23 protein-coding genes and 1 tRNA gene are annotated in these 22,628 nt (G+C 53.6%); 8 read left to right on the plus strand and 16 right to left on the minus strand.

Translation table 11 applies throughout. The features are described from left to right. Positions 1-12: 12 nt before the first annotated feature. The 8 genes from nuoH to HEQ61_RS01835 are packed head-to-tail and all read right to left on the minus strand — an operon-like array spanning position 13 to position 7,747. On the minus strand, positions 13-1,029 hold the full coding sequence (gene nuoH / locus HEQ61_RS01800) for an NADH-quinone oxidoreductase subunit NuoH (RefSeq protein WP_168018934.1): 1,017 nt from the start codon (positions 1,027-1,029) through the stop codon (positions 13-15). Then, on the minus strand, positions 1,022-3,091 hold the full coding sequence (nuoG, locus tag HEQ61_RS01805) for an NADH-quinone oxidoreductase subunit NuoG (RefSeq protein WP_168018935.1): 2,070 nt from the start codon (positions 3,089-3,091) through the stop codon (positions 1,022-1,024). The genes nuoH and nuoG overlap by 8 nt, the downstream gene beginning before the upstream one ends. A 15-nt stretch (positions 3,092-3,106) precedes the next feature. Continuing rightward, complete coding sequence (gene nuoF / locus HEQ61_RS01810; RefSeq protein ID WP_168018936.1) at positions 3,107-4,384, minus strand: NADH-quinone oxidoreductase subunit NuoF; 1,278 nt, start codon at positions 4,382-4,384, stop codon at positions 3,107-3,109. Position 4,385: 1 nt separating this feature from the next. After that, a complete protein-coding gene (gene nuoE, locus HEQ61_RS01815; RefSeq protein ID WP_168018937.1) occupies positions 4,386-4,985 on the minus strand; it encodes an NADH-quinone oxidoreductase subunit NuoE in 600 nt (199 codons plus the stop codon). After that, positions 4,982-6,166, minus strand: coding sequence for an NADH-quinone oxidoreductase subunit D (locus tag HEQ61_RS01820; protein WP_066135696.1), 1,185 nt, complete (start codon positions 6,164-6,166; stop codon positions 4,982-4,984). The genes nuoE and HEQ61_RS01820 overlap by 4 nt, the downstream gene beginning before the upstream one ends. 1 nt (position 6,167) lies before the next feature. Then, the gene (locus HEQ61_RS01825; protein WP_168018938.1) at positions 6,168-6,815 is read right to left on the minus strand and encodes an NADH-quinone oxidoreductase subunit C; all 648 of its coding nucleotides are present in this window, start codon (positions 6,813-6,815) and stop codon (positions 6,168-6,170) included. A gap of 27 nt (positions 6,816-6,842) precedes the next feature. After that, positions 6,843-7,391: a NuoB/complex I 20 kDa subunit family protein gene (locus HEQ61_RS01830; protein ID WP_245183049.1), complete on the minus strand. Its 549-nt coding sequence runs from the start codon at positions 7,389-7,391 to the stop codon at positions 6,843-6,845. Continuing rightward, complete coding sequence (locus HEQ61_RS01835) at positions 7,382-7,747, minus strand: NADH-quinone oxidoreductase subunit A (protein WP_168018940.1); 366 nt, start codon at positions 7,745-7,747, stop codon at positions 7,382-7,384. The genes HEQ61_RS01830 and HEQ61_RS01835 overlap by 10 nt, the downstream gene beginning before the upstream one ends. Before the next feature lie 557 nt (positions 7,748-8,304). On the opposite strand from HEQ61_RS01835, the gene HEQ61_RS01840 reads away from it, so the two are divergent. From HEQ61_RS01840 to HEQ61_RS01850, 3 genes are read left to right on the plus strand one after another with little or no spacing between them, the layout of a single operon-like run. After that, on the plus strand, positions 8,305-8,760 hold the full coding sequence (locus tag HEQ61_RS01840; protein WP_168018941.1) for a type II toxin-antitoxin system RatA family toxin: 456 nt from the start codon (positions 8,305-8,307) through the stop codon (positions 8,758-8,760). After that, positions 8,753-9,526, plus strand: coding sequence for a rhodoquinone biosynthesis methyltransferase RquA (gene rquA / locus HEQ61_RS01845; RefSeq protein ID WP_168018943.1), 774 nt, complete (start codon positions 8,753-8,755; stop codon positions 9,524-9,526). The genes HEQ61_RS01840 and rquA overlap by 8 nt, the downstream gene beginning before the upstream one ends. A gap of 7 nt (positions 9,527-9,533) precedes the next feature. Continuing rightward, a complete protein-coding gene (locus tag HEQ61_RS01850; RefSeq protein ID WP_168018944.1) occupies positions 9,534-9,749 on the plus strand; it encodes a SlyX family protein in 216 nt (71 codons plus the stop codon). A 64-nt stretch (positions 9,750-9,813) separates the two neighbouring features. Here the strand turns inward: HEQ61_RS01850 and HEQ61_RS01855 are convergent. Next, positions 9,814-9,889: transfer RNA gene (locus HEQ61_RS01855), tRNA-Val, on the minus strand. Between the two features lie 171 nt (positions 9,890-10,060). On the opposite strand from HEQ61_RS01855, the gene HEQ61_RS01860 reads away from it, so the two are divergent. Next, positions 10,061-11,425, plus strand: coding sequence for a cystathionine beta-synthase (locus HEQ61_RS01860; RefSeq protein ID WP_322099165.1), 1,365 nt, complete (start codon positions 10,061-10,063; stop codon positions 11,423-11,425). A 22-nt stretch (positions 11,426-11,447) separates the two neighbouring features. Next, complete coding sequence (locus HEQ61_RS01865) at positions 11,448-12,638, plus strand: trans-sulfuration enzyme family protein (RefSeq protein WP_168018945.1); 1,191 nt, start codon at positions 11,448-11,450, stop codon at positions 12,636-12,638. Between the two features lie 43 nt (positions 12,639-12,681). Here HEQ61_RS01865 and smpB read toward each other — a convergent pair whose 3' ends face one another. Next, on the minus strand, positions 12,682-13,170 hold the full coding sequence (smpB, locus tag HEQ61_RS01870; RefSeq protein WP_168018946.1) for an SsrA-binding protein SmpB: 489 nt from the start codon (positions 13,168-13,170) through the stop codon (positions 12,682-12,684). A gap of 1 nt (position 13,171) precedes the next feature. Next, on the minus strand, positions 13,172-14,059 hold the full coding sequence (gene dapA / locus HEQ61_RS01875) for a 4-hydroxy-tetrahydrodipicolinate synthase (protein WP_168018947.1): 888 nt from the start codon (positions 14,057-14,059) through the stop codon (positions 13,172-13,174). Positions 14,060-14,291: 232 nt separating this feature from the next. Here dapA and HEQ61_RS01880 point away from each other — a divergent pair, with 232 nt between their 5' ends. After that, complete coding sequence (locus tag HEQ61_RS01880; protein WP_168018948.1) at positions 14,292-16,295, plus strand: lytic transglycosylase domain-containing protein; 2,004 nt, start codon at positions 14,292-14,294, stop codon at positions 16,293-16,295. Between the two features lie 13 nt (positions 16,296-16,308). Here HEQ61_RS01880 and HEQ61_RS01885 read toward each other — a convergent pair whose 3' ends face one another. The 5 genes from HEQ61_RS01885 to folK all read right to left on the minus strand — a co-directional run bounded on the left by HEQ61_RS01885 (position 16,309) and on the right by folK (position 21,143). Further along, positions 16,309-17,163 carry an alpha/beta fold hydrolase gene (locus tag HEQ61_RS01885; RefSeq protein WP_168018949.1) on the minus strand — a complete coding sequence of 285 codons (855 nt, stop codon included), beginning with the start codon at positions 17,161-17,163 and terminating at the stop codon, positions 16,309-16,311. A gap of 64 nt (positions 17,164-17,227) precedes the next feature. Beyond that, positions 17,228-17,728, minus strand: a complete 501-nt coding sequence (locus HEQ61_RS01890) for a hypothetical protein (protein WP_168018950.1) — start codon at positions 17,726-17,728, stop codon at positions 17,228-17,230. A gap of 66 nt (positions 17,729-17,794) precedes the next feature. Then, positions 17,795-19,966 carry a RelA/SpoT family protein gene (locus HEQ61_RS01895; RefSeq protein WP_168018951.1) on the minus strand — a complete coding sequence of 724 codons (2,172 nt, stop codon included), beginning with the start codon at positions 19,964-19,966 and terminating at the stop codon, positions 17,795-17,797. A gap of 173 nt (positions 19,967-20,139) precedes the next feature. Next, entirely contained in the window at positions 20,140-20,544 is a 405-nt protein-coding gene (rpoZ, locus tag HEQ61_RS11460; protein WP_168018953.1) for a DNA-directed RNA polymerase subunit omega, read from the minus strand. A 92-nt stretch (positions 20,545-20,636) separates the two neighbouring features. Then, positions 20,637-21,143, minus strand: a complete 507-nt coding sequence (gene folK, locus HEQ61_RS01905; protein WP_168018955.1) for a 2-amino-4-hydroxy-6-hydroxymethyldihydropteridine diphosphokinase — start codon at positions 21,141-21,143, stop codon at positions 20,637-20,639. Positions 21,144-21,326: 183 nt separating this feature from the next. Between folK and HEQ61_RS01910 the strand changes: the two genes are divergently transcribed. Both HEQ61_RS01910 and HEQ61_RS01915 read left to right on the plus strand, forming a co-directional pair. Next, positions 21,327-22,001, plus strand: a complete 675-nt coding sequence (locus tag HEQ61_RS01910; protein ID WP_168018957.1) for an NYN domain-containing protein — start codon at positions 21,327-21,329, stop codon at positions 21,999-22,001. Next, the gene (locus HEQ61_RS01915) at positions 21,988-22,620 is read left to right on the plus strand and encodes a uracil-DNA glycosylase (RefSeq protein WP_209315581.1); all 633 of its coding nucleotides are present in this window, start codon (positions 21,988-21,990) and stop codon (positions 22,618-22,620) included. The genes HEQ61_RS01910 and HEQ61_RS01915 overlap by 14 nt, the downstream gene beginning before the upstream one ends. Positions 22,621-22,628: the final 8 nt, after the last annotated feature.

The raw sequence follows: 22,628 nt of genomic DNA on the forward strand, positions 1-22,628 counted from the left end.
TCCCTCTCCTACTCAGGCCAGCGGCGACCAGCCGGTCATTTTCAGCACCGCAGCTGTCAGAACCAGCCAGATCAGCGAGAAGGGAAGAAAGACCTTCCACCCCAGACGCATAAGCTGGTCATAGCGATACCGCGGAAACGCCGCACGAGCCCAGATAAATACATAAAGAAGCAACACCACCTTGATAAAGAACCAGATTGGCCTAGGTATCCAGGTAAAGATCGGTAGATTAGCCGGCGGCAACCATCCTCCCAGAAACAGAGTGACCGTCATCCCGCTCATCAGGATCATGTTGGCATACTCGCCCAGGAAAAACAGGGCAAACGTCATGGCCGAGTATTCGACGTTATAACCGGATACAAGCTCTGCCTCGGCTTCGGGCAAATCAAAAGGATGGCGGTTTGTTTCAGCGAGTGTCGATATGAAGAAAACAACGGCCATAGGCAGATGCAGGACAATGAACCAGACGCTGTTCTTCTGTGCCATGACAATATCTGTCAGGTTGAGTGAACCAACCGTCAGAAGAACAGAAATCATGATCAGGCCCATTGCCACTTCATAGGACACCATCTGCGCTGCCGAGCGCATCGCCCCAAGAAAGGCATAGCGAGAATTGGACGCCCAACCCGCCATAATAATGCCGTACACACCCAGCGAGGAAATTGCGAAAAGATACAAAATCCCGACATTGAGATTGGCGAGAACCCACCCGTCATTGACGGGAATAACCGCCCAAGCCACAACAGCCAGAAAGAATGTGACCATCGGTGCCATAATAAAGACAGCACGGCTGGCACCGGTTGGAATGACGGTTTCCTTCAGGAAAAGCTTTACGCCATCGGCTATCGGTTGCAGCAAGCCAAAAGGACCAACCACGTTTGGACCACGACGCATCTGCATCGCCCCGATAACCTTGCGTTCAAGCAGGGTCAAATAGGCCACGGCAAGCAGCAGCGGCACAATAATAGCCAAGCACTGGGCGACAATTATAACGCCAGGCCAGACGTATCCTTGCCAGAGTTCATCCATGGGTCCCGGTCTTCCGCTGTTGGTTGCCGTTTACGTACACCTCCGTACATTCAGCCATTGTGGCCGACGCACGGCTGACAGGATCTGTCATGTAATAATTCTTGATCGGGCTTGCAAAGGGAGCAGCCTCAACCGCTCCACTTTGGCCCAAAGAACTCCACGTTACAGATGGGGGAGCCGCATCATCGTCAAATACGGGACTGACAGCTGCCATCCGGTCGCGAACCTGCGCAAGCGTATCTTGTGGAAGCTTACGCCCGATGACTTCAGACAACGCTCTGATAACAGTCCAGTCTTCTCGCGCCTGACCGGGAGGGAAAACAGCCCGGGCCGTACGTTGCACAACACCCTCTGTATTCAGGTAGGTCGCACTTTTTTCCGTATAGGCGGCTCCGGGCAAAATGACGTCGGCACGCATGGCGCCAGAATCACCATGGCTGCCTTGGTAAACGACAAAAGCTTTGCCAAGACGTGTCATTGGCAGTTCATCTGCGCCCAAGAGATACACAAACTCGATCTCTCCCTTCTCGGCACCAGACAAGATGCCTTCCAGGTCACGCCCGTTCGGTCCGGGAACAAAACCTAGCTCCAATCCACCAACGCGTGCAGCCGCAGTGTGCAGAACATTGAAGCCATTCCAGTCCGCACGAACCATGCCTGTGCTTTCGACCAGCTTTGAAACCAAGGAAAGTACAGCTTTACTGTCTTTACGGGTCAGTGCCCCCATCCCAAGGATCAGCATTGGCTTCTTGGCCGACTTGAGAACACCCAGAAAATCATGGCGCCCATCAAGAAGGGCTTGCAGGCTCTCTGGCCCAGTCCCCAGATGCTGACAGCGATAGGTCAGGTCAATCTGCGGGCCAACAGCAACGACCTTCACCTGCCCAGTCAGATAACGCTTGCGAATGCGAGCGTTAAGGACGGGGGCTTCCCACCGCGGATTGGTTCCAACCAAAAGGATGGCGTCTGCTTCATCAATACCCGCAATCCCGGAGTTAAACTGCCACGACAAGCGATTATCGGGATCAAGGGCAGCACCGTCCTGGCGGCACTCCAAGCTACGGCTTCCCAGAGCCGACATCAGGTCCTTGAGCATGATCATGGCCTCGGCATCGGCCATATCACCCGCAATGGCGGCCATGCGGTTACCGCTCATACCCCGGATCTTGGCGGCTATGGCAGAGAATGCCTCCTGCCACGTTGCGGGGACCAGTTTTCCGTCCCTGCGAACGTAGGGTGTATCAAGACGCTGGCGGCGCAAACCATCAATGGCATGACGGCTTTTGTCACCAAGCCACTCTTCATTAACCGATTCATTCAGGCGAGGCAGAACCCGCAATACCTCATTGCCACGCGCATCAATACGAATATTGGCACCGACCGCATCAAACACGTCGATGCTTTCAGTTTTCTTGAGTTCCCAGGGACGGGCATTGAATGCATACGGCTTGGAGGTCAGTGCACCAACCGGGCACAGATCAACCAAATTGCCGGACAGCTCGGAACCGATGGCTTTTTCCACATAGGTGCCAATCTCCATGTGTTCCCCGCGATTAACCCCACCAAGGTCAGGAACACCGGCAACTTCCTGCGCAAAGCGTACACACCGGGTGCACTGTATGCAGCGGGTCATCTCTGTGGCCACCAAGGGCCCCATATACTTGTCCTTGACCGCCCGCTTGCCTTCCCGATAACGAGAACGATCATAGCCAAAGGCAACAGCTTGATCTTGCAGATCACATTCCCCACCCTGGTCACAGATCGGGCAATCCAGCGGATGGTTGATCAGCAGAAACTCCATCACACCCTTGCGGGCCTTCACGGCCATCGGGCTGTTGGTCTTCACCACCATGCCATCAGCAACAGGCATTGCACAGGATGCTGCGGGCTTTGGTGGGCCTGGCTGCACTTCAACCAGGCACATACGGCAGTTTCCGGCAATGGACAGGCGCTCGTGGTAGCAAAAACGGGGAATCTCGATTCCGATTTGCTCCGCTGCCTGCAAAATTGTTGTACCGGCTGGTACTTCAACTTCGATGCCGTCAATCGTCAGCTTGGGCATAACCCTCTGCACTCCCTATTCAGCAGCGACGGCCCGACGACCGAGGCGAGCCTCGATCTCCGGCCGGAAATGACGGATCAACCCCTGGATTGGCCATGCTGCCGCATCTCCAAGGGCACAAATGGTGTGCCCCTCAATCTGCTTCGAAACATCAAACAGCATGTCAATTTCCCCAACATCGGCATTACCCTTGGCAATACGCTCCATGACACGCCACATCCACCCGGATCCCTCGCGGCATGGCGTACACTGCCCGCAGCTCTCATGCATATAGAACTTTGCAAGGCGGGTAATAGCGCGAATGACGTCTGTAGACTTGTCCATCACAATAACAGCAGCAGTACCAAGCCCCGACTGAACGGCACGCAGGCTGTCAAAATCCATCAACACGTCATCACAGATATGCTTCGGCAAAACCGGAACCGAGGAGCCCCCGGGAATCACAGCCAGCAGGTTATCCCAACCGCCGCGAACACCGCCACAGTGCTTCTCTATCAGCTCCTTGAGCGGGATGCCCATTTCCTCTTCGACGTTACACGGCTTGTTGACGTGGCCGGAAATACAGAACAGCTTGGTCCCCGTATTGTTTGGACGACCCAACCCCGCGAACCATTCCCCGCCACGGCGCAGGATAGTCGGCGCAACCGCAATAGATTCCACATTGTTGACCGTCGTCGGACATCCGAACACGCCAACGCCAGCCGGAAACGGAGGCTTCAGGCGTGGCTGACCCTTTTTCCCCTCAAGGGAGTTTATAAGGGCCGTTTCTTCACCACAGACGTACGCACCCATTCCACGGTGGATATACAGGTCAAAATCCCACCCGGAGCCACAGGCATTCTTGCCGATAAGCCCGGCGGCATAGGCTTCGTCTATAGCCTTCTGGAGAGCCTCGGCCTCGCGATAAAACTCCCCACGGATGTAGATATAGGCAGCGTGGGCCCGCATTGCAAAAGACGCGATCAAACATCCTTCAACAAGCTTGTGAGGATCATGACGCATAATGTCACGATCCTTGCAAGTTCCCGGTTCACCTTCGTCGGCATTGACAACCAAGTAGTGCGGCCGTTCACCAACTTCTTTTGGCATGAACGACCACTTGACTCCAGTGGGGAAACCGGCACCACCACGACCACGCAGACCGGATTGCTTCATCTGCTCGATGATCCAGTCGCGACCTTTCTCAAGAATAGCCTTGGTATTGTCCCAATCACCACGGGCACGGGCACCGGCAAGGAACGGATCCTTGAACCCGTAAAGGTTGGTGAAGATACGATCACTGTCTTTCAACATGTCAGGCACCTCCCTTCAGTGTGGTCGGCCCACCTTCGGGGCAGGAGGTTCGACGACCAGTCTGTGAACCAACCTTGACCGGCTTTCCATCTTTCAGTGACTGAAACAGGGATTTGGCATTTTCGTAGGTCAGATCCTCGAAGTAGTCATCACCAATCTGGGCAACCGGCGCATTGACACATGCACCGGCGCACTCAACCTCTTCCAGGGTTGCTTCGGCACAGGACTGACCAAACGCAATACCAAATACCTCTTCTGCGGCGCGCTTCACATCATCGGAACCGCGCAGCCAACACGAAATGTTTGTGCAAAGCTGAACATGGTGTTTACCGACCGGGCGTAACCGATACATGGTGTAAAAGGTCGCAACCTCATACACTTTGATGGGCGGTAGCTCCAACATACCGGCGATGTAGTCCATGGCTGCACGTGAAAGCCACCCATTTTGCCGTTGTGCCAGATCCAGAAGAGGCATAACAGCACTACGCTGACGTCCAGCTGGATATTTGGAAATAAACACCTTGGCCTTGGCCAGCATGTCCGGCGTGAAGGCAAACGTATCCGGCTGGGGTACGTTGGGATCTGGATAGTGCGAACTCATCGGTCAATCTCGCCGAAAACAACGTCAATGGAACCAATAATGGCAGGAATGTCAGCCAGCATGTGGCCTTTTGACATCATGTCCATCGCCTGAAGATGCACATATCCGGGGGAACGGATCTTGCATTTATAAGGGCGGTTTGTGCCATCGGACACAAGGTAGACCCCAAACTCACCCTTCGGGGCTTCGGTTGCAGCATAGGTCTCACCCTCCGGAACACGAAAGCCCTCGGTGAACAGCTTGAAGTGATGGATCAAGGCTTCCATCGATGCTTTCATCTCACCACGACGTGGGGGTGTCGCTTTCCTGTCATCCGTTTTGACCGGACCCCGCACTTTTTCCAGCCGGTCCAGGCACTGGTGTACAATGCGCAGGGACTGGTGCATTTCTTCAACGCGAACCAGATAACGATCATAGCAATCGCCTGTCTGGCCAATCGGAATATCGAAGTCCATGTCTTCGTAGGAGTCATAGGGCTGCGCCTTACGCAGATCCCAGGCAATCCCCGATGCACGCAAGTTAGGGCCGGTAAAGGCCCAGTCCAAGGCTTGCTCAGGCGTGACCACCGCAATATCAACCGTTCTTTGTTTGAAGATGCGGTTGTTGGTAATCATCGTTTCCATATCACGAACGTACGCAGGAAACTCATGTGCCCACTGCCGGATACGACCGGGAAGATCCGCCGGCATATCCTGTGAAACGCCGCCCGGCCGGAAATAGGCCATGTGCATGCGTGCGCCACAAACAGCTTCACAATACTCAAAAAGCTTTTCCCGTTCCTCAAAGGCCCAAAGCATTGGTGTCATTGCGCCAACGTCCATGGCATAGGAAGGCACGTTGAGCAGATGGTTGGCAATACGCACCAATTCGGCAAAAAGCGTGCGGATAAGCTTCGCACGCTCCGGCACCTCGATGCCCAGAAGCTTCTCGACGGCCAAGACGTAGGAATGCTCCATATTGATCGGGGAGCAATAATCCAGACGGTCAAAATAGGGCAAGGCCTGTACGTAGGTCTTGTGTTCGATCAGCTTTTCGGTACCCCGGTGCAGAAGGCCGATGTGAGGGTCTGCACGGTCTACAATCTCACCATCAAGCTCCAGAACCAGGCGAAGCACACCGTGGGCTGCCGGGTGCTGCGGACCAAAGTTAATGTTCAGGTTTTTGATCTGCTGTTCTGCCATATTACTTTTCCCCGGCTTTTGGCGGTTCAACGCCGGCTTTTTCATCACCGGGCAGCCAGCGAGTGGTCATGTTTTCCCACGGGCTCAGGAAGTCAAAAGTGCGGAAATCCTGCGCCAACTTGACAGGTTCGTAAATCACGCGTTTCTGGTCTTCGTCATAGCGCATCTCGACGTACCCTGTCAGAGGGAAGTCCTTGCGCAGGGGGTGCCCCTGAAAACCATAGTCAGTCAGAATACGCCGCAGGTCCGGATGTTCAGCAAAAAAGATTCCGTACATGTCCCAGACTTCGCGCTCAAACCAGTTTGCAGCCGAGAACACTGACGTAATGGACGGCACGGGCATCTCTCCGTCAACCATACACTTGACCCGAACCCGCTGGTTATGCGTCATGGACAGCAAGCAGTATACGATCTCGAACCTGTTTTCCCTTTCGGGATAGTCGACAGCGGTAAGCTCGACCATTTGCGTGAATTTGCAGGTCGCATCGTCACGCAAGGCCATCATCACCCTGATGACACTGGTAGGATTGATGGTTACCACCAGCTCCTGCCTTACCACAGCAACAGAGACGACATCATCGGGCAACATGGCCGCGATATGCGCTCCCAGATCTTTCAGGGCTTGTACCTGCTCTTCGGTCAGCTTCATCGTCTTGTTCCGACTGTCTTTCACGTATCAGCGGTGAAGGCCGCCCGTACGGCGGATTTTCTTCTGCAACTGCATAATCCCGTATACCAGGGCCTCAGCCGTTGGTGGACAACCGGGAACATAGATATCAACAGGCACAATCCGGTCACATCCACGCACAACAGAGTAAGAGTAATGGTAATACCCGCCACCGTTGGCACAGGAGCCCATGGAAATAACCCAGCGTGGCTCAGCCATCTGGTCATACACCTTGCGCAAGGCAGGCGCCATTTTGTTGGTCAATGTACCGGCAACAATCATGACATCCGACTGGCGCGGACTGGGCCGGGGTACCACGCCCAGACGGTCCAGGTCATAACGGGGCATGTAGGCGTGAATCATCTCCACGGCACAGCATGCAAGTCCGAACGTCATTGGCCACAGGGAGCCAGTACGTGCCCAGTTGACAAGACTGTCCACGGAGGACAGCAGGAAACCACGTTCCTGCAAAGCATCATTGACTGTCTGGACAAAGGAATCGCCCTGACCGGAAGGCGCAACCGGAACACCGGCGCCGGATTGTCCGCTCACTCCCATTCGAGAGCCCCTTTCTTCCATTCATAAATAAAGCCGATGGTCAGCACGCCAAGGAAGATCATCATCGACCAAAATCCCAGCAAACCAATGTCTCCGAAGCTGACAGCCCACGGGAACAGGAAGGCAACTTCCAAGTCAAAAATGATGAAAAGGATAGCGACCAAGTAGTAGCGAACGTCAAAACGGGCCCGCGCATCGTCAAATGCCTCAAAGCCACACTCGTAGGCCGAATCCTTCTCAGGATCAGGTCGCTGGGAAGCAACAATACGGGATGCCAAGATGGCAATCCCTGAAATAGCGACTGCGATTCCGAGGAAAATCAGAATCGGCAGGTATTCGCGGAGCAGATCCTCCATGAGTGGCTCCAACCTCCTGCTACAGCGGATAGTGTGGCATCAGGATAAAGACACTGGAGGATACAACGGATTCCACACAGACCAAACAGCCTGCATCAAACGAAACCGGAGGCAGAACCATAGATTCCTGCCCGAAGTATCCACACCTCTCCTGTACAACACACAACCACCCGCGTGCTTCTCTCCAAAATGCCGCACGGGCCCAGCTTGCGCTGGAACGTCGCCATATTAACCCAGACACCCGACCTGATCCAACGGACAGGTCATTGATCTGTTACAAACTTCCCCCCAGACACATAAAGCATGCCCTGAGACAAAGCTTGATGAAAAACCCGGCAAAAACGGGCCCATACGGAAACGGCGTGATGTAATCTGGGTGATTGTCCCAAGTCAAGAAAACATGCGTATTGACAGGGGTGTTTTCATCTCGTCACAAGGAGGGTAGGCAGGAGTATTACACACCAAGTTCTGGATCATATATGTCTGTCGGAAACATACCATACGCCTGCAAACCTCGCTGGGCTGACATGCCCCGTAAAAACCAAGAGGGCACGACAATGACATCCCTGACTGTTGGCAAGAAGGTTCCCTATAAAACAGCCCAGATGTTTACCCTGGTTGCAGATGTTGCCCGTTACCCTGAATTTGTTCCTTTCTGGCAGGCGGTTCGTGTAAAAAGCTCAACAGATAAACACTACAAGGCCGAACAGATACTAAGGGCCGGTCCTTTGCGCTATAGTTTCCACACAGACACTTTTCTGGACTATCCATCGTCAATCTCCGTGCGAAGTCAGGATACACCGTTTCGCTTCATGTTTCTCGACTGGACCTTTGTGCCTGAGCCACACGAAAAATGCCTGGTAACGCTTCACGTGGATTTTGACTTCCGCTCCGGAACCTTGAACACGCTCTCCGGCCTTTTTTCCGAGTCATCAATCCAGCGTATTGTTGATGCCTTCGAGAAAAGAGCTGATGCGCTCTATGCAAAGACCGAGGCGAATACACATGCCTGATGGAAATGGGGGCCCCGTACGCGTCGCGCCAGAAGCTAATGAAGCACTTGTGCCGACCTATCTCAGGGAAACCTATGCATGGGCCTATCTTTCACCGTTTGGCACACGCTTCTTTGATCGCCAGGCTATCGTCAACACGATCTTATGGGGCAATGCGTCGCGCCTGTGCGCGTGGGCCTGCAAGGAAATACAGCCCGGTAGCCGCATCATGCAGCCAGCGGCTGTCTACGGTAATTTCTCGCGTAAGCTGGCAGACGCTGTTGGCCCGACCGGTCTGCTTGATATACGTGATATCGCACCTGTCCAGGTACGACTTACAACGCATAAAATGCAGGACATCACGCATGCGCATGTTTATCAGCACGATGCCCGCCAGCCTTCCAAAAAGCGCTATGATTCGGTAGTATGCTTTTTTCTTCTGCATGAAGTTCCGGAGCAGGACAGGCCTTCCATTGTCAGAAACCTTCTCGAGAGCCTCACGCCGTCAGGGCGTTGCATTTTTATAGATTACCATCGCCCTGCCCGATGGCATCCATTGCGCCCCGTTCTGTCGGCTGTTTTTCATTACCTGGAACCCTATGCCAGCAGCATGGTCGCACATGAAATTTCCCACATATGCGCAGGGATGGAAGGCTGGTTATGGAAGAAGGAAACATGCTTTGGCGGGCTGTATCAGAAAACAATAGCACAGCGACGCCAACTCACCCCGCAAGACATAATGAAAGAAAGCGCACCCCTTGATACCGAAAACGAAATATCCAAATGAAAAGCTGATGCCATCCATGACAACAGAACATGAGCTGCTTCACCGTATTGATGAGCTGGAAATCCACGTGGCGCATCTTGAAAAGACGCAGCAGGAATTGAGTGACGTTATGACCCGTCAATGGGACGCTGTCACGCATCTTGCCAAAACGGTAAACGCCCTGCGCCACGCTCTGGAAACACTGGAGCCATCCCATGAATCACGCAAGCCTCCTCATTACTGAGGAGCAAAGACTATGAATCGCGATTTCGGCAGGCATCTGTCCGGCTGACTTTCAACCCGGTACATGGTGGGCGGTGAGAGTTTCGAACTCCCGACATTCGCCGTGTAAAGACGACGCTCTACCAACTGAGCTAACCGCCCCACCTGTGGATGCGGGGGAGTAAATAGCCCACCCGCTTCTTGTTTGCAAGAAAAGATTTCGGCCTTCCGGGCGAAAAACAAAGGTATTCTGCCGTTATTATCGTTTTCTCTCGATTGACCTGTGCTATCTATCGCCCTGCCCTTTTGGCTATATATTTCAGGAGCGACTTTGTGAAGACCTGTCTGGACCTGATTGGCAACACCCCCCTGATTGAACTGATGTCTTTTGATACAAAAGGATCACGTCTTTTTGCCAAGCTGGAGAACCATAATCCCGGAGGATCCATCAAGGATCGTATCGGCCTGAGCATGGTTCGATCCTTTGAAAAAACAGGGGCTCTTAAACCTGGCGGCACTTTGGTGGAGGCTACAGCCGGAAATACCGGGCTTGGATTAGCCCTGGTGGCGGCAACCCGTGGATACCGGTTGATCTTGGTCATTCCCGACAAAATGAGCAAAGAAAAAGTACAGCACCTGAAAGCCATGGGTGCAGAAATTGTTATGACACGCTCTGATGTGGAAAAGGGACACCCGGATTATTACCAAGAAAAGGCCGAACGCCTTGCTGCCAGCATCCCGGGCGCTGTCTATGTGAACCAGTTTGCCAATCCGGCCAACCCAGCGGTTCACGAGGAAACAACCGGTCCTGAAATCTGGGAACAGATGGAGCACAATGTTGATGCTGTTGTGTGTGGTGTTGGCTCGGGCGGCACCCTGACCGGACTGTCACGTTTTTTCAAACGAGTTAGTCCCAAGACGCGTATTGTACTGGCTGACCCACGCGGCAGTATTCTGGCAGAGTACATCCGGAGCGGCAAGATCGGACAGGCCGGAAGCTGGCTGGTCGAAGGAATAGGCGAAGATTTCCTCCCCCCCATTGCCGACCTCTCAAACGTTTCACATGCCTATACGATCGGTGACCGGGAGGCCTTTGAAACCGCACGCTCCCTGCTTCGGCATGAAGGAATACTGGGGGGATCCTCCTGCGGCGTCCTTCTGGCTGCCGCATTACGTTACATTCAGGAGCAGGACACGCCGCAGCGTGTTGTCACCTTTGTGTGTGACAGCGGCAACAAGTACCTGTCAAAAATGTTCAATGACCAATGGATGGATGAACACGGCTTCCTGGACCGCTTGAAGCACGGTGACCTGCGTGACTTGATCAGTCGCAGTCACCAACGTGGAGAAACCATCACCGTTGGCCCGGATGACACGTTGAAAACAGGCTGTAACCGGATGAAGCAAGCCGACGTGTCCCAATTGCCCGTCTTGTCAGGCGACCGGCTTGTTGGCGTACTGGATGAGTCCGATATCCTTCTCGCAGCCTTGGATGATCCGGATACTTTGGCCGACACTGTATCCTCGGCGATGACAAAAAATCCGGAAACCGTTCTGCCCTCTGCCACCCTCAGGGATCTGGTGCGCCTGTTCAACCATAACCGTGCTGCGTTGATCGTCGGGTCTGATGGGACCTTCCATGGCCTGATTACCCGCATAGACCTGATCACACACCTGCGCAATCGGCTTGACACCTGATCCGCTGACGGAGCCTTTCCCAATGTCCTCCCACTCTTCAAAACATTCCAGGGGCTTTTCCACACGTGCCGTGCACGCTGGACAGGCCCCTGACCCCTCGACCGGGGCCGTTATGACCCCGATTTATGCTACCTCCACCTATGCCCAGAGCAGCCCGGGGCAACACACCGGTTGGGAATATTCAAGATCCGGCAACCCGACACGGCGTGCCTTTGAAGATTGCCTTGCCAGTCTGGAATCCGGTGCCCGCGGCTTTGCCTTTGCATCCGGCTTGGCGGCAGAAGCAGCCATTCTTGACCTTCTTGACCCCGGCGCACACATTATTGCTGTTGATGATTTGTATGGAGGAACATACCGCCTGTTCGAGCGCGTTCGCAAACGTACGCAGCATATCGGGGTTTCGTATGTTCCTGCTGATAACATCGATGCCCTGCGGGATGCGATCCAGACTGATACCAGAATGATCTGGGTTGAAACACCGACCAACCCCCTGATGAAAATCGCTGATCTGGCTGCCATTGGAACCCTTGGGCGCAAGCATGGTATCCTGACTGTTGCCGACAACACGTTTGCTTCACCAGCCCTGCAGCGCCCGCTGGAACTGGGCTTTGATCTAGTTGTGCACTCTGTCACCAAGTACCTGAACGGACATTCTGACATGGTTGGGGGAGCCGTTGTAACCTCGTCGGACGCACCAGAACTTTCAGAACGGCTTGAATTTCTGCAAAATGCATCGGGTGCTATTTTGTCCCCCTTTGACAGCTTCCTGGCCCTGAGGGGCTTGAAGACGCTTCCCTTGCGGATGGAGCGTCACTGCCGCAGCGCTATGACCTTGGCTACCTTCCTGTCAGGACACAAGCTTGTTGACCACGTCTGGTACCCCGGCCTTCCCGGACATGCCGGACACAGCGTTGCACAACGGCAAATGACAGGCGGGTTCGGGGGCATGATTTCCATCCGCCTGAACACAGATCTGGCTGGAACCAAGCGTTTCCTGGAAGCGCTGGAAGTCTTTACCTTGGCTGAATCCCTCGGTGGTGTTGAAAGCTTGGTCAATCATCCGGCCTTGATGACTCATGCCAGCTTGGGGGAAGAGCGCAGGCAGACATTGGGGATTACAGACAGCGTTGTCAGGCTGTCGGTCGGGGTAGAAGATCCGGATGATCTGATCGCAGACTTGGAACAGGCATTGACCACCATCAATCCGGCCTGAAACAAAGAAGGCTGCATCTGACTTCCGGATGCAGCCTTTTCTCTTACCCCTTGTCGCGCATCAGCCTTTGCTTCTGGCGGTTCCAGTCTCTTTCCTTGACCGTTTCGCGCTTGTCTCCCTTCTTCTTGCCGCTACCCAAGCCAAGCTGAAGTTTGGCAATGCCACGATCATTGAAGTACAAGGACATCGGGACCAAAGACATGCCTTGCCGTGCCAAGGCTGCAAGAAGACGCCGCGCCTCCTTGCGATGCAAAAGAAGCTTACGGGGACGCCTTGTTTCATGCGAGAAGGGGGACTTGGACTGATATTCGGGGATATAGGCGTTGTAAAGCCAGACATCGATCCCATCGCCCATACGCCCTGCATAGGCCTCGGTAATATTACAATGCCCGTGTCGCAAGGATTTTACCTCGGTACCGGTCAAGACAATGCCGGCTTCAAAGGTATCACTGATCGCATAATCAAAACGTGCACGACGGTTCTGAGCAACAGGCCCCTTGCTGATGAGGCCATTCCCGGAAGGCTTTGACATATCAGGAAACAGCCTCCAGAAGGCCGGCATCCGTCATCGCGGCGCGTACACGTTCCCGGGCATTCTGACTGGCTGGAACCAAGGGAAGACGAACACGGTCCAAACAATGCCCCATCAGGCTGGCAGCATACTTGACCGGGGCCGGATTGGTTTCACAAAACAGAGCATTGTGTAACGGGACGAGACGATCGCGCAAGGTACTCACCTTTTCCATGCTTCCCTCTTCCCAAGCGCGGTGCAAGTCAGCACACAGGCGGGGAGCAATATTTGAAGTTACGGATATACAGCCATGCCCACCCTGGGCCAGAAAGGCAACCGATGTATGGTCATCCCCGGAGAACTGGCAAAAACTGTCACCAAGGGCAAGACGCAGCTGCGACGGACGCGACAAGTCAGCCGTGGCATCCTTGATACCAGCTATTCTCGGCAACTCGGCAAGACGCTTCATCGTGTCCAGTGATATGTCCACAACGCTCCGCCCGGGGATATTATAAATAAACACAGGCAGATTACAGGAATCGTGTATGGCCTTGTAGTGTTGGTACAGTCCTTCCTGTGTGGGCTTGTTATAGTAGGGCGTTACAACCATAACTGCGTTGGCACCAACCTGTTCTGCGTACTGTGTGCGCTCTATGGATTCGGCGGTACAATTGGTGCCCGATCCAGCCATGATGACAGCACGGCCAGAAGCCGCCTCGACACACAATCTCAGAAGTCTTTTGTATTCATCTGGGCTGAGTACTGGCGTCTCCCCCGTTGTTCCCGCAGGAACAAGGCCATTGGTACCTTCGTTGATTTGCCACACGACAAAGTCCTGGAAGGCCCGCTCGTCAACAGACCCATCCGCAGAAAATGGCGTAATCAGGGCTGTAAAAGACCCGCTGTACATGGTTGGCTCCGTCAGGCATGGTTTGTTCGGGCACATCAAAGGCCCCAAGCCAAGGCAAGACAATAACGATCCATCAATCCAGGGGCAAGCATTCCTGGACCATGAATTCTGCGAAAACAAGAAACATATAGTATGTTGCTGTCATTCAAATTCCATATGCCACAGTACGCCCTATCTGCTATACAGCCAAAAGTATAGAGTTGTTCCGGAAAGCAGGGCATACCCTGCAAACTTGGGGGCAAGCCGAGCGTTGCTGATCTTGCGGGATATACGGAACTCCGTCGCGGTTCTGGCTTTTGTTGCCGGGTTGCAGGTATCAACCTCGTCAGCCTTGGCATCCGTTCATTTCAGTGGGTTGAACGCTGAGGATCAGGTTCTGTATACACGGGCCTTGTCGGATGCGGATTCTGACCGATGGGATGATGCCCTGCGCAATGGACAGCTTGCCGACAACCCGGTGCTTGTGAACTATCTCAGGTGGCGCTGGCTCACTGATAACGACAGCGCCCCAAACTTTTCCGATGTCCGCGACTTCATCGCAAAATATCCAGACTGGCCCATGATGTCGGTCCTGCAGCGCAAGGCTGAGGAGCGAATGACAGGCGATGAGGACCCAGAAGATCTCCTCGAATGGTTTCGAGCTTGGCCACCACGGACAGGGCGTGGTCGTATGTTTATGGCCGAAGCCCTTCTGGCCACAGGCAGGAAAGGCGAAGCCGAGGAGTTAATCCGTGACACATGGATCAGTTACGGACTGGCACGGAGCGATGAAAACCGCCTGCTCGCCCGGTTCGGGAAGTGGCTTCGAAATCAGGACCACAGAAAACGTCTTGATGAGCGCCTGTGGGCCGGGGATCTTGGCGATGCCCGTTTCCTTTTGAAGGAGCAACGGGTCGATGCCGATACCCGCACGGTTGCCTTGGCCCGCATCGCACTGCAGGAACGCTCTGGTGCCGCAGACAAGCTTGTCCGTAACGTTCCCCGCAACCGCGCTGACGACCCGGGCTTTGTCTTTGACCGCATGGTGTTCCGACGCCAGAAAAACTTGGAAGAGTCTGCTGCCGAACTTCTTGGTCACCCCTCTGCGGACAAGGGAAAACCGGATCTATGGGCAAAAGAGAGACTGGTTCTGGCCAGAGCGATGCTCGACAAGGGAAATTATCGCAGGGCCTATGACATGGCTCGTAGGCATGCCATTCAAGGTGGAGCCGTCTACGCAGATCTAGAGTGGCTGGCCGGGTGGATTGCCCTGCGCTTTCTCGATCGCCCCAAAATGGCCCTGCCCCATTTTCGCAATGTTGCGTCTGCCGTCAGCTTTCCTATCAGCGTTGCCCGGGCTCACTACTGGATCGGGAGAACCTTGGAAACGCTTGGTGACAGCGCAGAAGCAAAGAAAGCCTATCTTCGGGCTGCCGACGAACCGACAACGTTCTACGGTCAACTAGCTGCCGAGCGTACGGGCACCATACCGTCACTGCCTCCCGCGCCACGGGCTTCTGGCGACGAGAAGGAAACCGCCAGCGCACGGTCGCTGACCCTTACAGCCTTGGCCCTGGCCTCCCTAGGACGGCAGCAAGAGATGATGCCGTTCCTTATTCGCCTGATCGAAGATGCCAAAACACCAGGAGAGCGGGCCATTGCCCTGAACATCGCACGCGAAGCCGGGACAGAGGCCGGCGTTGCGATCGCGCGCCGTGCAGCCCAAAAAGGGCATCACGACCTGAATACGGCATATCCTCTGCCGGATTTTACGTTACCTGATGGGCCGGAAAAGGCTTTGATTCTTGCTGTTATTCGCCAAGAAAGTAACTTTGGTACCGGCGCAATCAGTGCGGCCGGTGCCCGCGGTTTGATGCAGTTAATGCCCGCCACAGCCAAAGCTGTGGCCAAGCAGCGCGGCGTGTCCATGAAAGGCAGCGAGGTGCTGAACCGGAACCCGGATCTGAACGTCTCATTGGGGTCACATTACCTCTCGACGCTTTTACGGCGCTTCGATGGGTCCTATGCCATGGCCATTGCAGCCTATAACGCAGGTCCAGGACGCCCTGCCCGCTGGGCCCGTGAGTACGGAGACCCCCGCACCCGAGAAATTGACATGCTTGACTGGATCGAACGCATTCCGTTCCCTGAAACGCGTAACTATGTGCAAAGGGTTATGGAAGCTGTCGCTGTTTATCGCTATCGTCTGGGATACACTCAGGACGCCTTCCGGATCGGCCGTGACTTAGGAAGCTGATGACCGTGGTAATTCACAGTATTGAGAAAATCCATTTTGTTACAAGCCTGATCTGATCTTCCTCCATAAGAGATGGCGCATGGCCGCATTCTTTGACTTCAATCACGCTGGTACCGGGCCGCATGCCCATGCGGTTCGCTGTTTCACGGGATAAAAGACTGGATCGTTCCCCTCGCAGAACCAACACGGGTATTGTAAGGCTTTCCCATACGGGCCATAAATCAACATCCTGACCGGCTGCAGCCCGCAATGGAAGCCCAATAGCCGGATCATAATGAAAACGAAATCCCCCACCCTCTGAATCCGACTTGAGAGAAGATCGCACAAAGTGATCTTGGCGGGATTCCGGGATCGGACCAAAATCTGCATACCGATCAAGGATCTGTGCTTTTGCGTCAGAATAATCAGGAAAGAGGGGAGTGTCTCCTACATAATTGCGGATACTCTCTAATGACGCATCGGAAATAAATGGCCCCACATCATTCATGACAAGGTATTGAACAGGTGATCCGGAAAGGGCAGCCAACAACATACCGATAAGCCCACCCATGGATGTTCCAATCCATAGGGTAGGAGGAGAACCAAAGCGGGATATCAACGTTGTCATATCAGACAGATAACCCGGATAAGCATAACCAGCAGAATCTGCCAGCCAGTCGGATTGACCTCGGCCCAGAATATCTGGACACACAACGTGATAACGGGGTGTCAACGCGCGAGCCAGAAAATCGAAATCTCTCCCGGAGCGCGTCAATCCATGTGCGCAGACAACAAGTGGATGCTCTGACGGTCCCCACTCGACCCAAGCCATACGCCGAAAACCCTCCGGTCGCAGGCACAAAGTACTTCCTGACTGCGGTTCAGGCATTTGGGCATCTCCTGAACAGAGAGTGGCGCTGATATACTACGGGGAAGCAGGACGCAGCAGCGAGCTAGCGGCTTGCCGTACGGGCTTCCTGCCCTGAAACCTTGCACTGTGGGAGGCTATCATCGTGGGCGGGCATAGAAGATACAGCAAAACGCTTCAGGCCTTCGGCTGTTTCCAAGGCATTGACGGCATCAAGAACCTTGGCCGCATCCTGACAATATGAAGTAATGCCCTGACTGCGGATAGATGCGTCATTGGCAAGGCGGGTCATAAAGCGGTCAAAATGATAGGCAGAGTTCTTCCCATAAGAGCGCTTGAAGTAGCCACGTAACTCATTGGCATTACTTGATAACGCGCTGCTGTGAGCTTGGACATAACGGCCATAGCTATCACGAAGGCCAGAGCCACCGTTTCCGCATTTCAGAGCCGCAACCATAAGCTCAACATGAAGTTGACGAACACGAATCGCCTCATCATCGGCCTTGTGGAGACAAGACGAAGCAAGAACGCCCTCTGACAACAGAGAAAGAATAAAGAAGCCAAACGAGAAAAAAGAAACTCTCACGCGTCCACCATGAAGAAGATTCTACAATTAAAGGGCATCATATTGCCTTATCCATCACAAGCACAATTACTTTCTTGCCCTCTCGACCGAGCTGACAGAAGGAGTCGCTCTGAGGGCTGCTATTATATTAATAAGATGCTTCACATCACGAACATCAATATCGACAATCATATCAAAGAACTCAGCAGTTCGACCAGTTATCTTGAGGTTTGTTATATTGCCCATATTCTTGGCTATTATGGTTGATAGAACGCCAAGACTGCCCGTTTCATTAGAGACAACAAGATTAACCCTACCAATATAGTTCTGCCCTGTTCCTTCTTGATCCCAAGCCAAGTCAAGCCACCGCTCAGGCTGGTCTGAAAAGGGTCCCAATTGTTCGCAATCAATAGTATGGATTGTAACACCCTTTCCAGTTGTTACAATGCCAACAATACGATCCCCGGGAAGAGGGTGGCAGCATTTTGCATAATGGAGCGCCATCCCCGGAATTAATCCCTTGATGGCAACAGCATGCCTCCTGCTACCATTCTTCTCTCGATGGCGACCATCCAGATGCCGGGGCCGAGGCAGAGTCTCTTCCACAGGCTTGGCCATGCGGAGACCCGGATAGACGGCCAGAACCACTTCCCGCCCGGTATGAATCCCCTCCCCCACATGGGCACAGAGATCATCGATTGTATCAACCTTGAATTTTTTCAGAACGACAGACAGCGCCTTGTCTGTCATCTCGTACCCTTCATCACGAAAGGCTTGGGACAGGATTTTGCGCCCAAGCTCCGTATGCTGGTCTTTCTGCTGGTTGCGGATATAGCGCCGAATCCGGGCGCGCGCCTTGCCGGAGGCAACAAAACGCTCCCATTCAGGATTGGGAGTTTGCTTTGGGCTGGTGATAACCTCGACTTGATCACCATTGGACAAAATGGAACGCAAGGGAACAATCCGGCCATTCACCTTCGCCCCGACACAGGTATCACCAACGTGCGTATGCACCGCATAAGCAAAATCAACCGGCGTTGCGCCTCCCGGCAAGGCAATAAGATCTCCCTTGGGCGTGAAGCAGAAAACCTGGTCCTGAAACATCTCCAGCTTGGTATGTTCCAGAAATTCCTCTGGATTGGTTGCGTGATCCAAGATTTCCAACAACTCACGCACCCAGCGATACTGTCGCCCGTCCGTCAGTGTCCCAGCAGCAGGAACCGCCACCTGCTTGTAGCTCCAGTGCGCCGCAACACCCATCTCTGCGATATCATGCATGGCATGCGTTCGGATCTGGATCTCAATCCGATGGCGCTGTGGCCCGATAATACCGGTGTGGAGAGACTGATAACCGTTAGGCTTGGGCGTTGAAATATAGTCCTTGAAACGCCCGGGAACCATGGGATAGGCCGCATGAAGCAACCCAAGCGTCCGGTAACAGTCTTCTACCGAAGGAACAAGAACCCGGAAGGCCATAATGTCTGATAGCTGCTCGAATGCGACATCCTTGCGCTGCATCTTGCGCCAGATGGAGCAGGGCGTTTTTTCCCTGCCTGATAATGTTGCCTGCACACCCCCGTGAGCCAAAGTATCACGAAGCTCACCAATTACGCGGGAAACCAGATCTCCGCCCTGCTCTTCAAGATAGCGCAGGCGTGCCACAATCGAGGCATGCGCATCGGGATGCAGCTCTGCAAAAGCGCTTTCTTCAAGTTCAACCTTGAACTCCTGCATGCCTATACGCTCGGCCAAGGGAGCGTATATTTCCATGGTTTCCAGAGCAATACGACGACGCTTTTCCGGCTTCTTGATGTAGTGCAGCGTACGCATGTTGTGCACACGATCCGCAAGCTTTACGAGCAAAACACGGATATCTTCGCTCATAGCAAGAAGAAGCTTGCGGAAGTTCTCTGCCTGCTTTGTCTGGTCTGACTGAAGCTCTATGCGCGCCAGTTTGGTCACACCATCAACAAGACGCGCCACATCACCGCCAAAAAGGCGTGTAACTTCATCAAGGGTTACATCCGTATCCTCGATCGTATCGTGGAGAAGAGCCGTAATAATAGTCGCTGTATCAAGGCGATAGCGGGTAAGAATACCAGCAACCTCAACAGGATGAGAGAAATACGGGTCCCCGCTCGCCCGCAACTGCGATCCGTGCCTTTGGACAGCGAAAACATAGGCACGATTGAGGGCATCCTCGTCCGCCGTCGGATCATAGGCCTTGACGCGCTCAACAAGCTCATACTGCCGCATCATTTGCCAAGCACCTGTTTTTTCTTCTAGATCAGTCCAATAGCATGTCTGACACAAGGGGCCGGTACACACACGCCAAGGGCAGAACAAGAAAGGGCTGCATACCCATAACCATGGTATTACAGCCCTTTCAGCAACACAAATACTAACCCGAGATTTATATCAAAATATGACCATCAACCTTCTTCATCAAAGTCATTGTCCTGCATGACGAAGGCACCTTCTCCCTTTGTCTCCGCACTATCCTGGACGGTCAAGCTGTCATCCGTATCATCCAAGATGATCATGGAACCAATTTCTCCGACCGCTTCAACAGAGAGGCTGCCAAAGTCTTCATCTTCAGGCTCATCGACCTCGACGTGACGCTGCAGCCCCTGGACAAGAGCGCTCTGCAAGCTATTCACATCAACCTTGTCTTCTGCGATTTCCCGAAGAGAAACAACGGGGTTTTTGTCGTTATCACGCTCGACAAGCACAGGAGCCCCGGACGATATCTGTCGTGATCTTTGGGCAGATACAAGAATCAGATCGAAACGATTGGGTACCTTGACAACACAATCCTCAACGGTAACTCGGGCCATCGGGCTCTCCCGCAAACAGAACAAGGGACAAAATGGAGGACAGATAAGTCTGCCTGTATAAACGAGTGTCCACCCCCTGACAAGAACCATCCTTACTGCGCGGCAAGGCAACGGATTTCCTGTGAAGGATCTAAGGCGGCCGTCATATCGGGGATACATGCTCCTGAAACCGGGTGAATCCAGTTCGGAGCAATTTCCTGCAAGGGAAACAGGACAAAGGCCCTCTCATGCAGTCGTGGGTGCGGCAACATCAATCCCTCTCCACCTTTCTGGCCAATGACTTGAGCATGATAGGCTAAAAGATCAAGATCTATGGCCCTGGAAGCATTGGCCTCAGAACGAACCCTGCCCATTGCACTCTCTATACGATGCAGGAGACCCAAAAGATCATGGGGCGCCAGATCTGTATCAACCTGTACAACGGCATTAACGTACCATGGCTGTTCGGATCGTGGCACAGGAGCACTCTCCCACAGTGAAGAACGCTGTGTAACAGGCACACTATGCCGCTCAAGCAATGTAACAGCTGCATCAAATGCTTGGGCAGGGGAACCACAAGGCCCTGCCAGATTTGCCCCAAAAGCAACAAAAACAGACACTAGAAACGCTCCCTGCCCTCTATACCCATAACGAGACTGGCGATGAATACTGCAAAATTGTTTGCAGCCCCGTTGACCTCTCTTAACACTGGACTATAACCTTCACAGAAGTTAACGACAGCACGTATTGCCACCGTTCCGGCACCACAATGCCTGACCGAACATACTGAAGGAATAAAAGACATGATTTTTTACCCTGCTGAACGCATTGCCCTGTTTATTGATGGATCCAGTCTGTATGCGGCAGCCCGGGCACTGGGCTTTGATATAGATTACCGCAAGCTTCTGGACTTGTTTGCGACCAAGGGACGCCTTATCCGGGCCTTCTACTACACCGTACTGATTGAAGACCAAGATTACTACGCGGCTAAATCACCGGCTTCACCGGTTCCACAGACCAAATCTCCCTATTCATCTATAAAGCCCCTTGTCGACTGGCTCGACTACAACGGCTACACAATGGTTACAAAGCCTGCAACAAAGGAATATGTAGACGCATCTGGCCGACGCAAGGCACGGGGAAGCATGGATATTGAAATGGCTGTTGATGTCATGGAAATGTCCGAGCATCTGGATCACATTGTTCTTTTCTCCGGGGATGGCGACCTGCGCCGACTTGTCGAAGCTGTCCAGAAACGTGGGCTGCGTGTGACAGTTGTTTCAACGGTCAAGTCCTCATCGCCAATTGCCTCTGATGACCTCCGCAGACAAGCAGACAACTTCCTCGAACTTCTGGACCTCGAACCCCTGATTTCCCGCAGCGGTATTGTTCGTCAGGATGAACGCCAGCATTACCAAGCTCATAATGCACCACAACAAGATGTATCTGTTACGCAAGACGAAAATGCTGCTTCCTGATCACAACTGCTCTTTGTGCCCACGTCTGAACCATTATATTGCAGAAGCCCGGACGACAAATCCGGGCTGGTTCAATGGGCCTGTGCACCCTTTTGGCGACAAGAATGCGCGGCTGCTTATCGTTGGCCTCGCTCCCGGTCTTCGTGGTGCCAACCGCACAGGACGGCCTTTTACTGGTGACTTCGCCGGTGAGGTCCTGTATCCGACATTGGTAAAATATGGCTTGGCTCAAGGTATCTTCCGGGCCGACCCATCTGATGGGCTGGAGCTATCCGGAGCCCGTGTTACCAATGCCGTCAAGTGCGTTCCGCCCGAGAATAAACCAACACCCGAAGAACAGAGGCAATGCCGTCAATTTCTTGCTGCCGATATTGCGGCCATGCCTGATTTGCGGGCCATTCTTGCATTGGGCCGTATCGCACACGATTCTGTGTTGACTGTCCTGAATGAGAGAAAGTCACTGTGGCCGTTTTCCCATGGGCGCATACACCATATTCCAGGCAAGGCTATTGTCGTGAACACCTATCATACCTCACGCTACAACGTGAATACGGGGCGTCTAACGCTTGATATGTTTGAGCGCGTTATTGCCTCGCTTTTGCCAATACTTGACGCATAAAGAAGTGC

It is taken from the genome of Haematospirillum sp. H4485, assembly GCF_012102745.1.
GTDB lineage: Bacteria > Pseudomonadota > Alphaproteobacteria > Rhodospirillales > Rhodospirillaceae > Haematospirillum.

Excerpts from the sequence above, each read along its gene's own strand:
- HEQ61_RS01835 (WP_168018940.1), bottom strand. The coding sequence starts at position 7,747 with ATGGAGGATCTGCTCCGCGAATACCTGCCGATTCTGATTTTCCTCGGA.
- HEQ61_RS01910 (WP_168018957.1), top strand. The coding sequence starts at position 21,327 with ATGATTTTTTACCCTGCTGAACGCATTGCCCTGTTTATTGATGGATCC.
- nuoF (WP_168018936.1), bottom strand. The coding sequence starts at position 4,384 with ATGTTGAAAGACAGTGATCGTATCTTCACCAACCTTTACGGGTTCAAG.
- HEQ61_RS01850 (WP_168018944.1), top strand. The coding sequence starts at position 9,534 with ATGCCATCCATGACAACAGAACATGAGCTGCTTCACCGTATTGATGAG.
- rpoZ (WP_168018953.1), bottom strand. The coding sequence starts at position 20,544 with ATGGCCCGAGTTACCGTTGAGGATTGTGTTGTCAAGGTACCCAATCGT.
- HEQ61_RS01915 (WP_209315581.1), top strand. The coding sequence starts at position 21,988 with ATGCTGCTTCCTGATCACAACTGCTCTTTGTGCCCACGTCTGAACCAT.
- nuoG (WP_168018935.1), bottom strand. The coding sequence starts at position 3,091 with ATGCCCAAGCTGACGATTGACGGCATCGAAGTTGAAGTACCAGCCGGT.
- HEQ61_RS01865 (WP_168018945.1), top strand. The coding sequence starts at position 11,448 with ATGTCCTCCCACTCTTCAAAACATTCCAGGGGCTTTTCCACACGTGCC.
- HEQ61_RS01820 (WP_066135696.1), bottom strand. The coding sequence starts at position 6,166 with ATGGCAGAACAGCAGATCAAAAACCTGAACATTAACTTTGGTCCGCAG.
- HEQ61_RS01825 (WP_168018938.1), bottom strand. The coding sequence starts at position 6,815 with ATGAAGCTGACCGAAGAGCAGGTACAAGCCCTGAAAGATCTGGGAGCG.
- HEQ61_RS01830 (WP_245183049.1), bottom strand. The coding sequence starts at position 7,391 with ATGGGAGTGAGCGGACAATCCGGCGCCGGTGTTCCGGTTGCGCCTTCC.
- smpB (WP_168018946.1), bottom strand. The coding sequence starts at position 13,170 with ATGTCAAAGCCTTCCGGGAATGGCCTCATCAGCAAGGGGCCTGTTGCT.
- dapA (WP_168018947.1), bottom strand. The coding sequence starts at position 14,059 with ATGTACAGCGGGTCTTTTACAGCCCTGATTACGCCATTTTCTGCGGAT.
- HEQ61_RS01840 (WP_168018941.1), top strand. The coding sequence starts at position 8,305 with ATGACATCCCTGACTGTTGGCAAGAAGGTTCCCTATAAAACAGCCCAG.
- HEQ61_RS01885 (WP_168018949.1), bottom strand. The coding sequence starts at position 17,163 with ATGCCTGAACCGCAGTCAGGAAGTACTTTGTGCCTGCGACCGGAGGGT.
- HEQ61_RS01895 (WP_168018951.1), bottom strand. The coding sequence starts at position 19,966 with ATGATGCGGCAGTATGAGCTTGTTGAGCGCGTCAAGGCCTATGATCCG.
- nuoE (WP_168018937.1), bottom strand. The coding sequence starts at position 4,985 with ATGAGTTCGCACTATCCAGATCCCAACGTACCCCAGCCGGATACGTTT.
- nuoH (WP_168018934.1), bottom strand. The coding sequence starts at position 1,029 with ATGGATGAACTCTGGCAAGGATACGTCTGGCCTGGCGTTATAATTGTC.
- rquA (WP_168018943.1), top strand. The coding sequence starts at position 8,753 with ATGCCTGATGGAAATGGGGGCCCCGTACGCGTCGCGCCAGAAGCTAAT.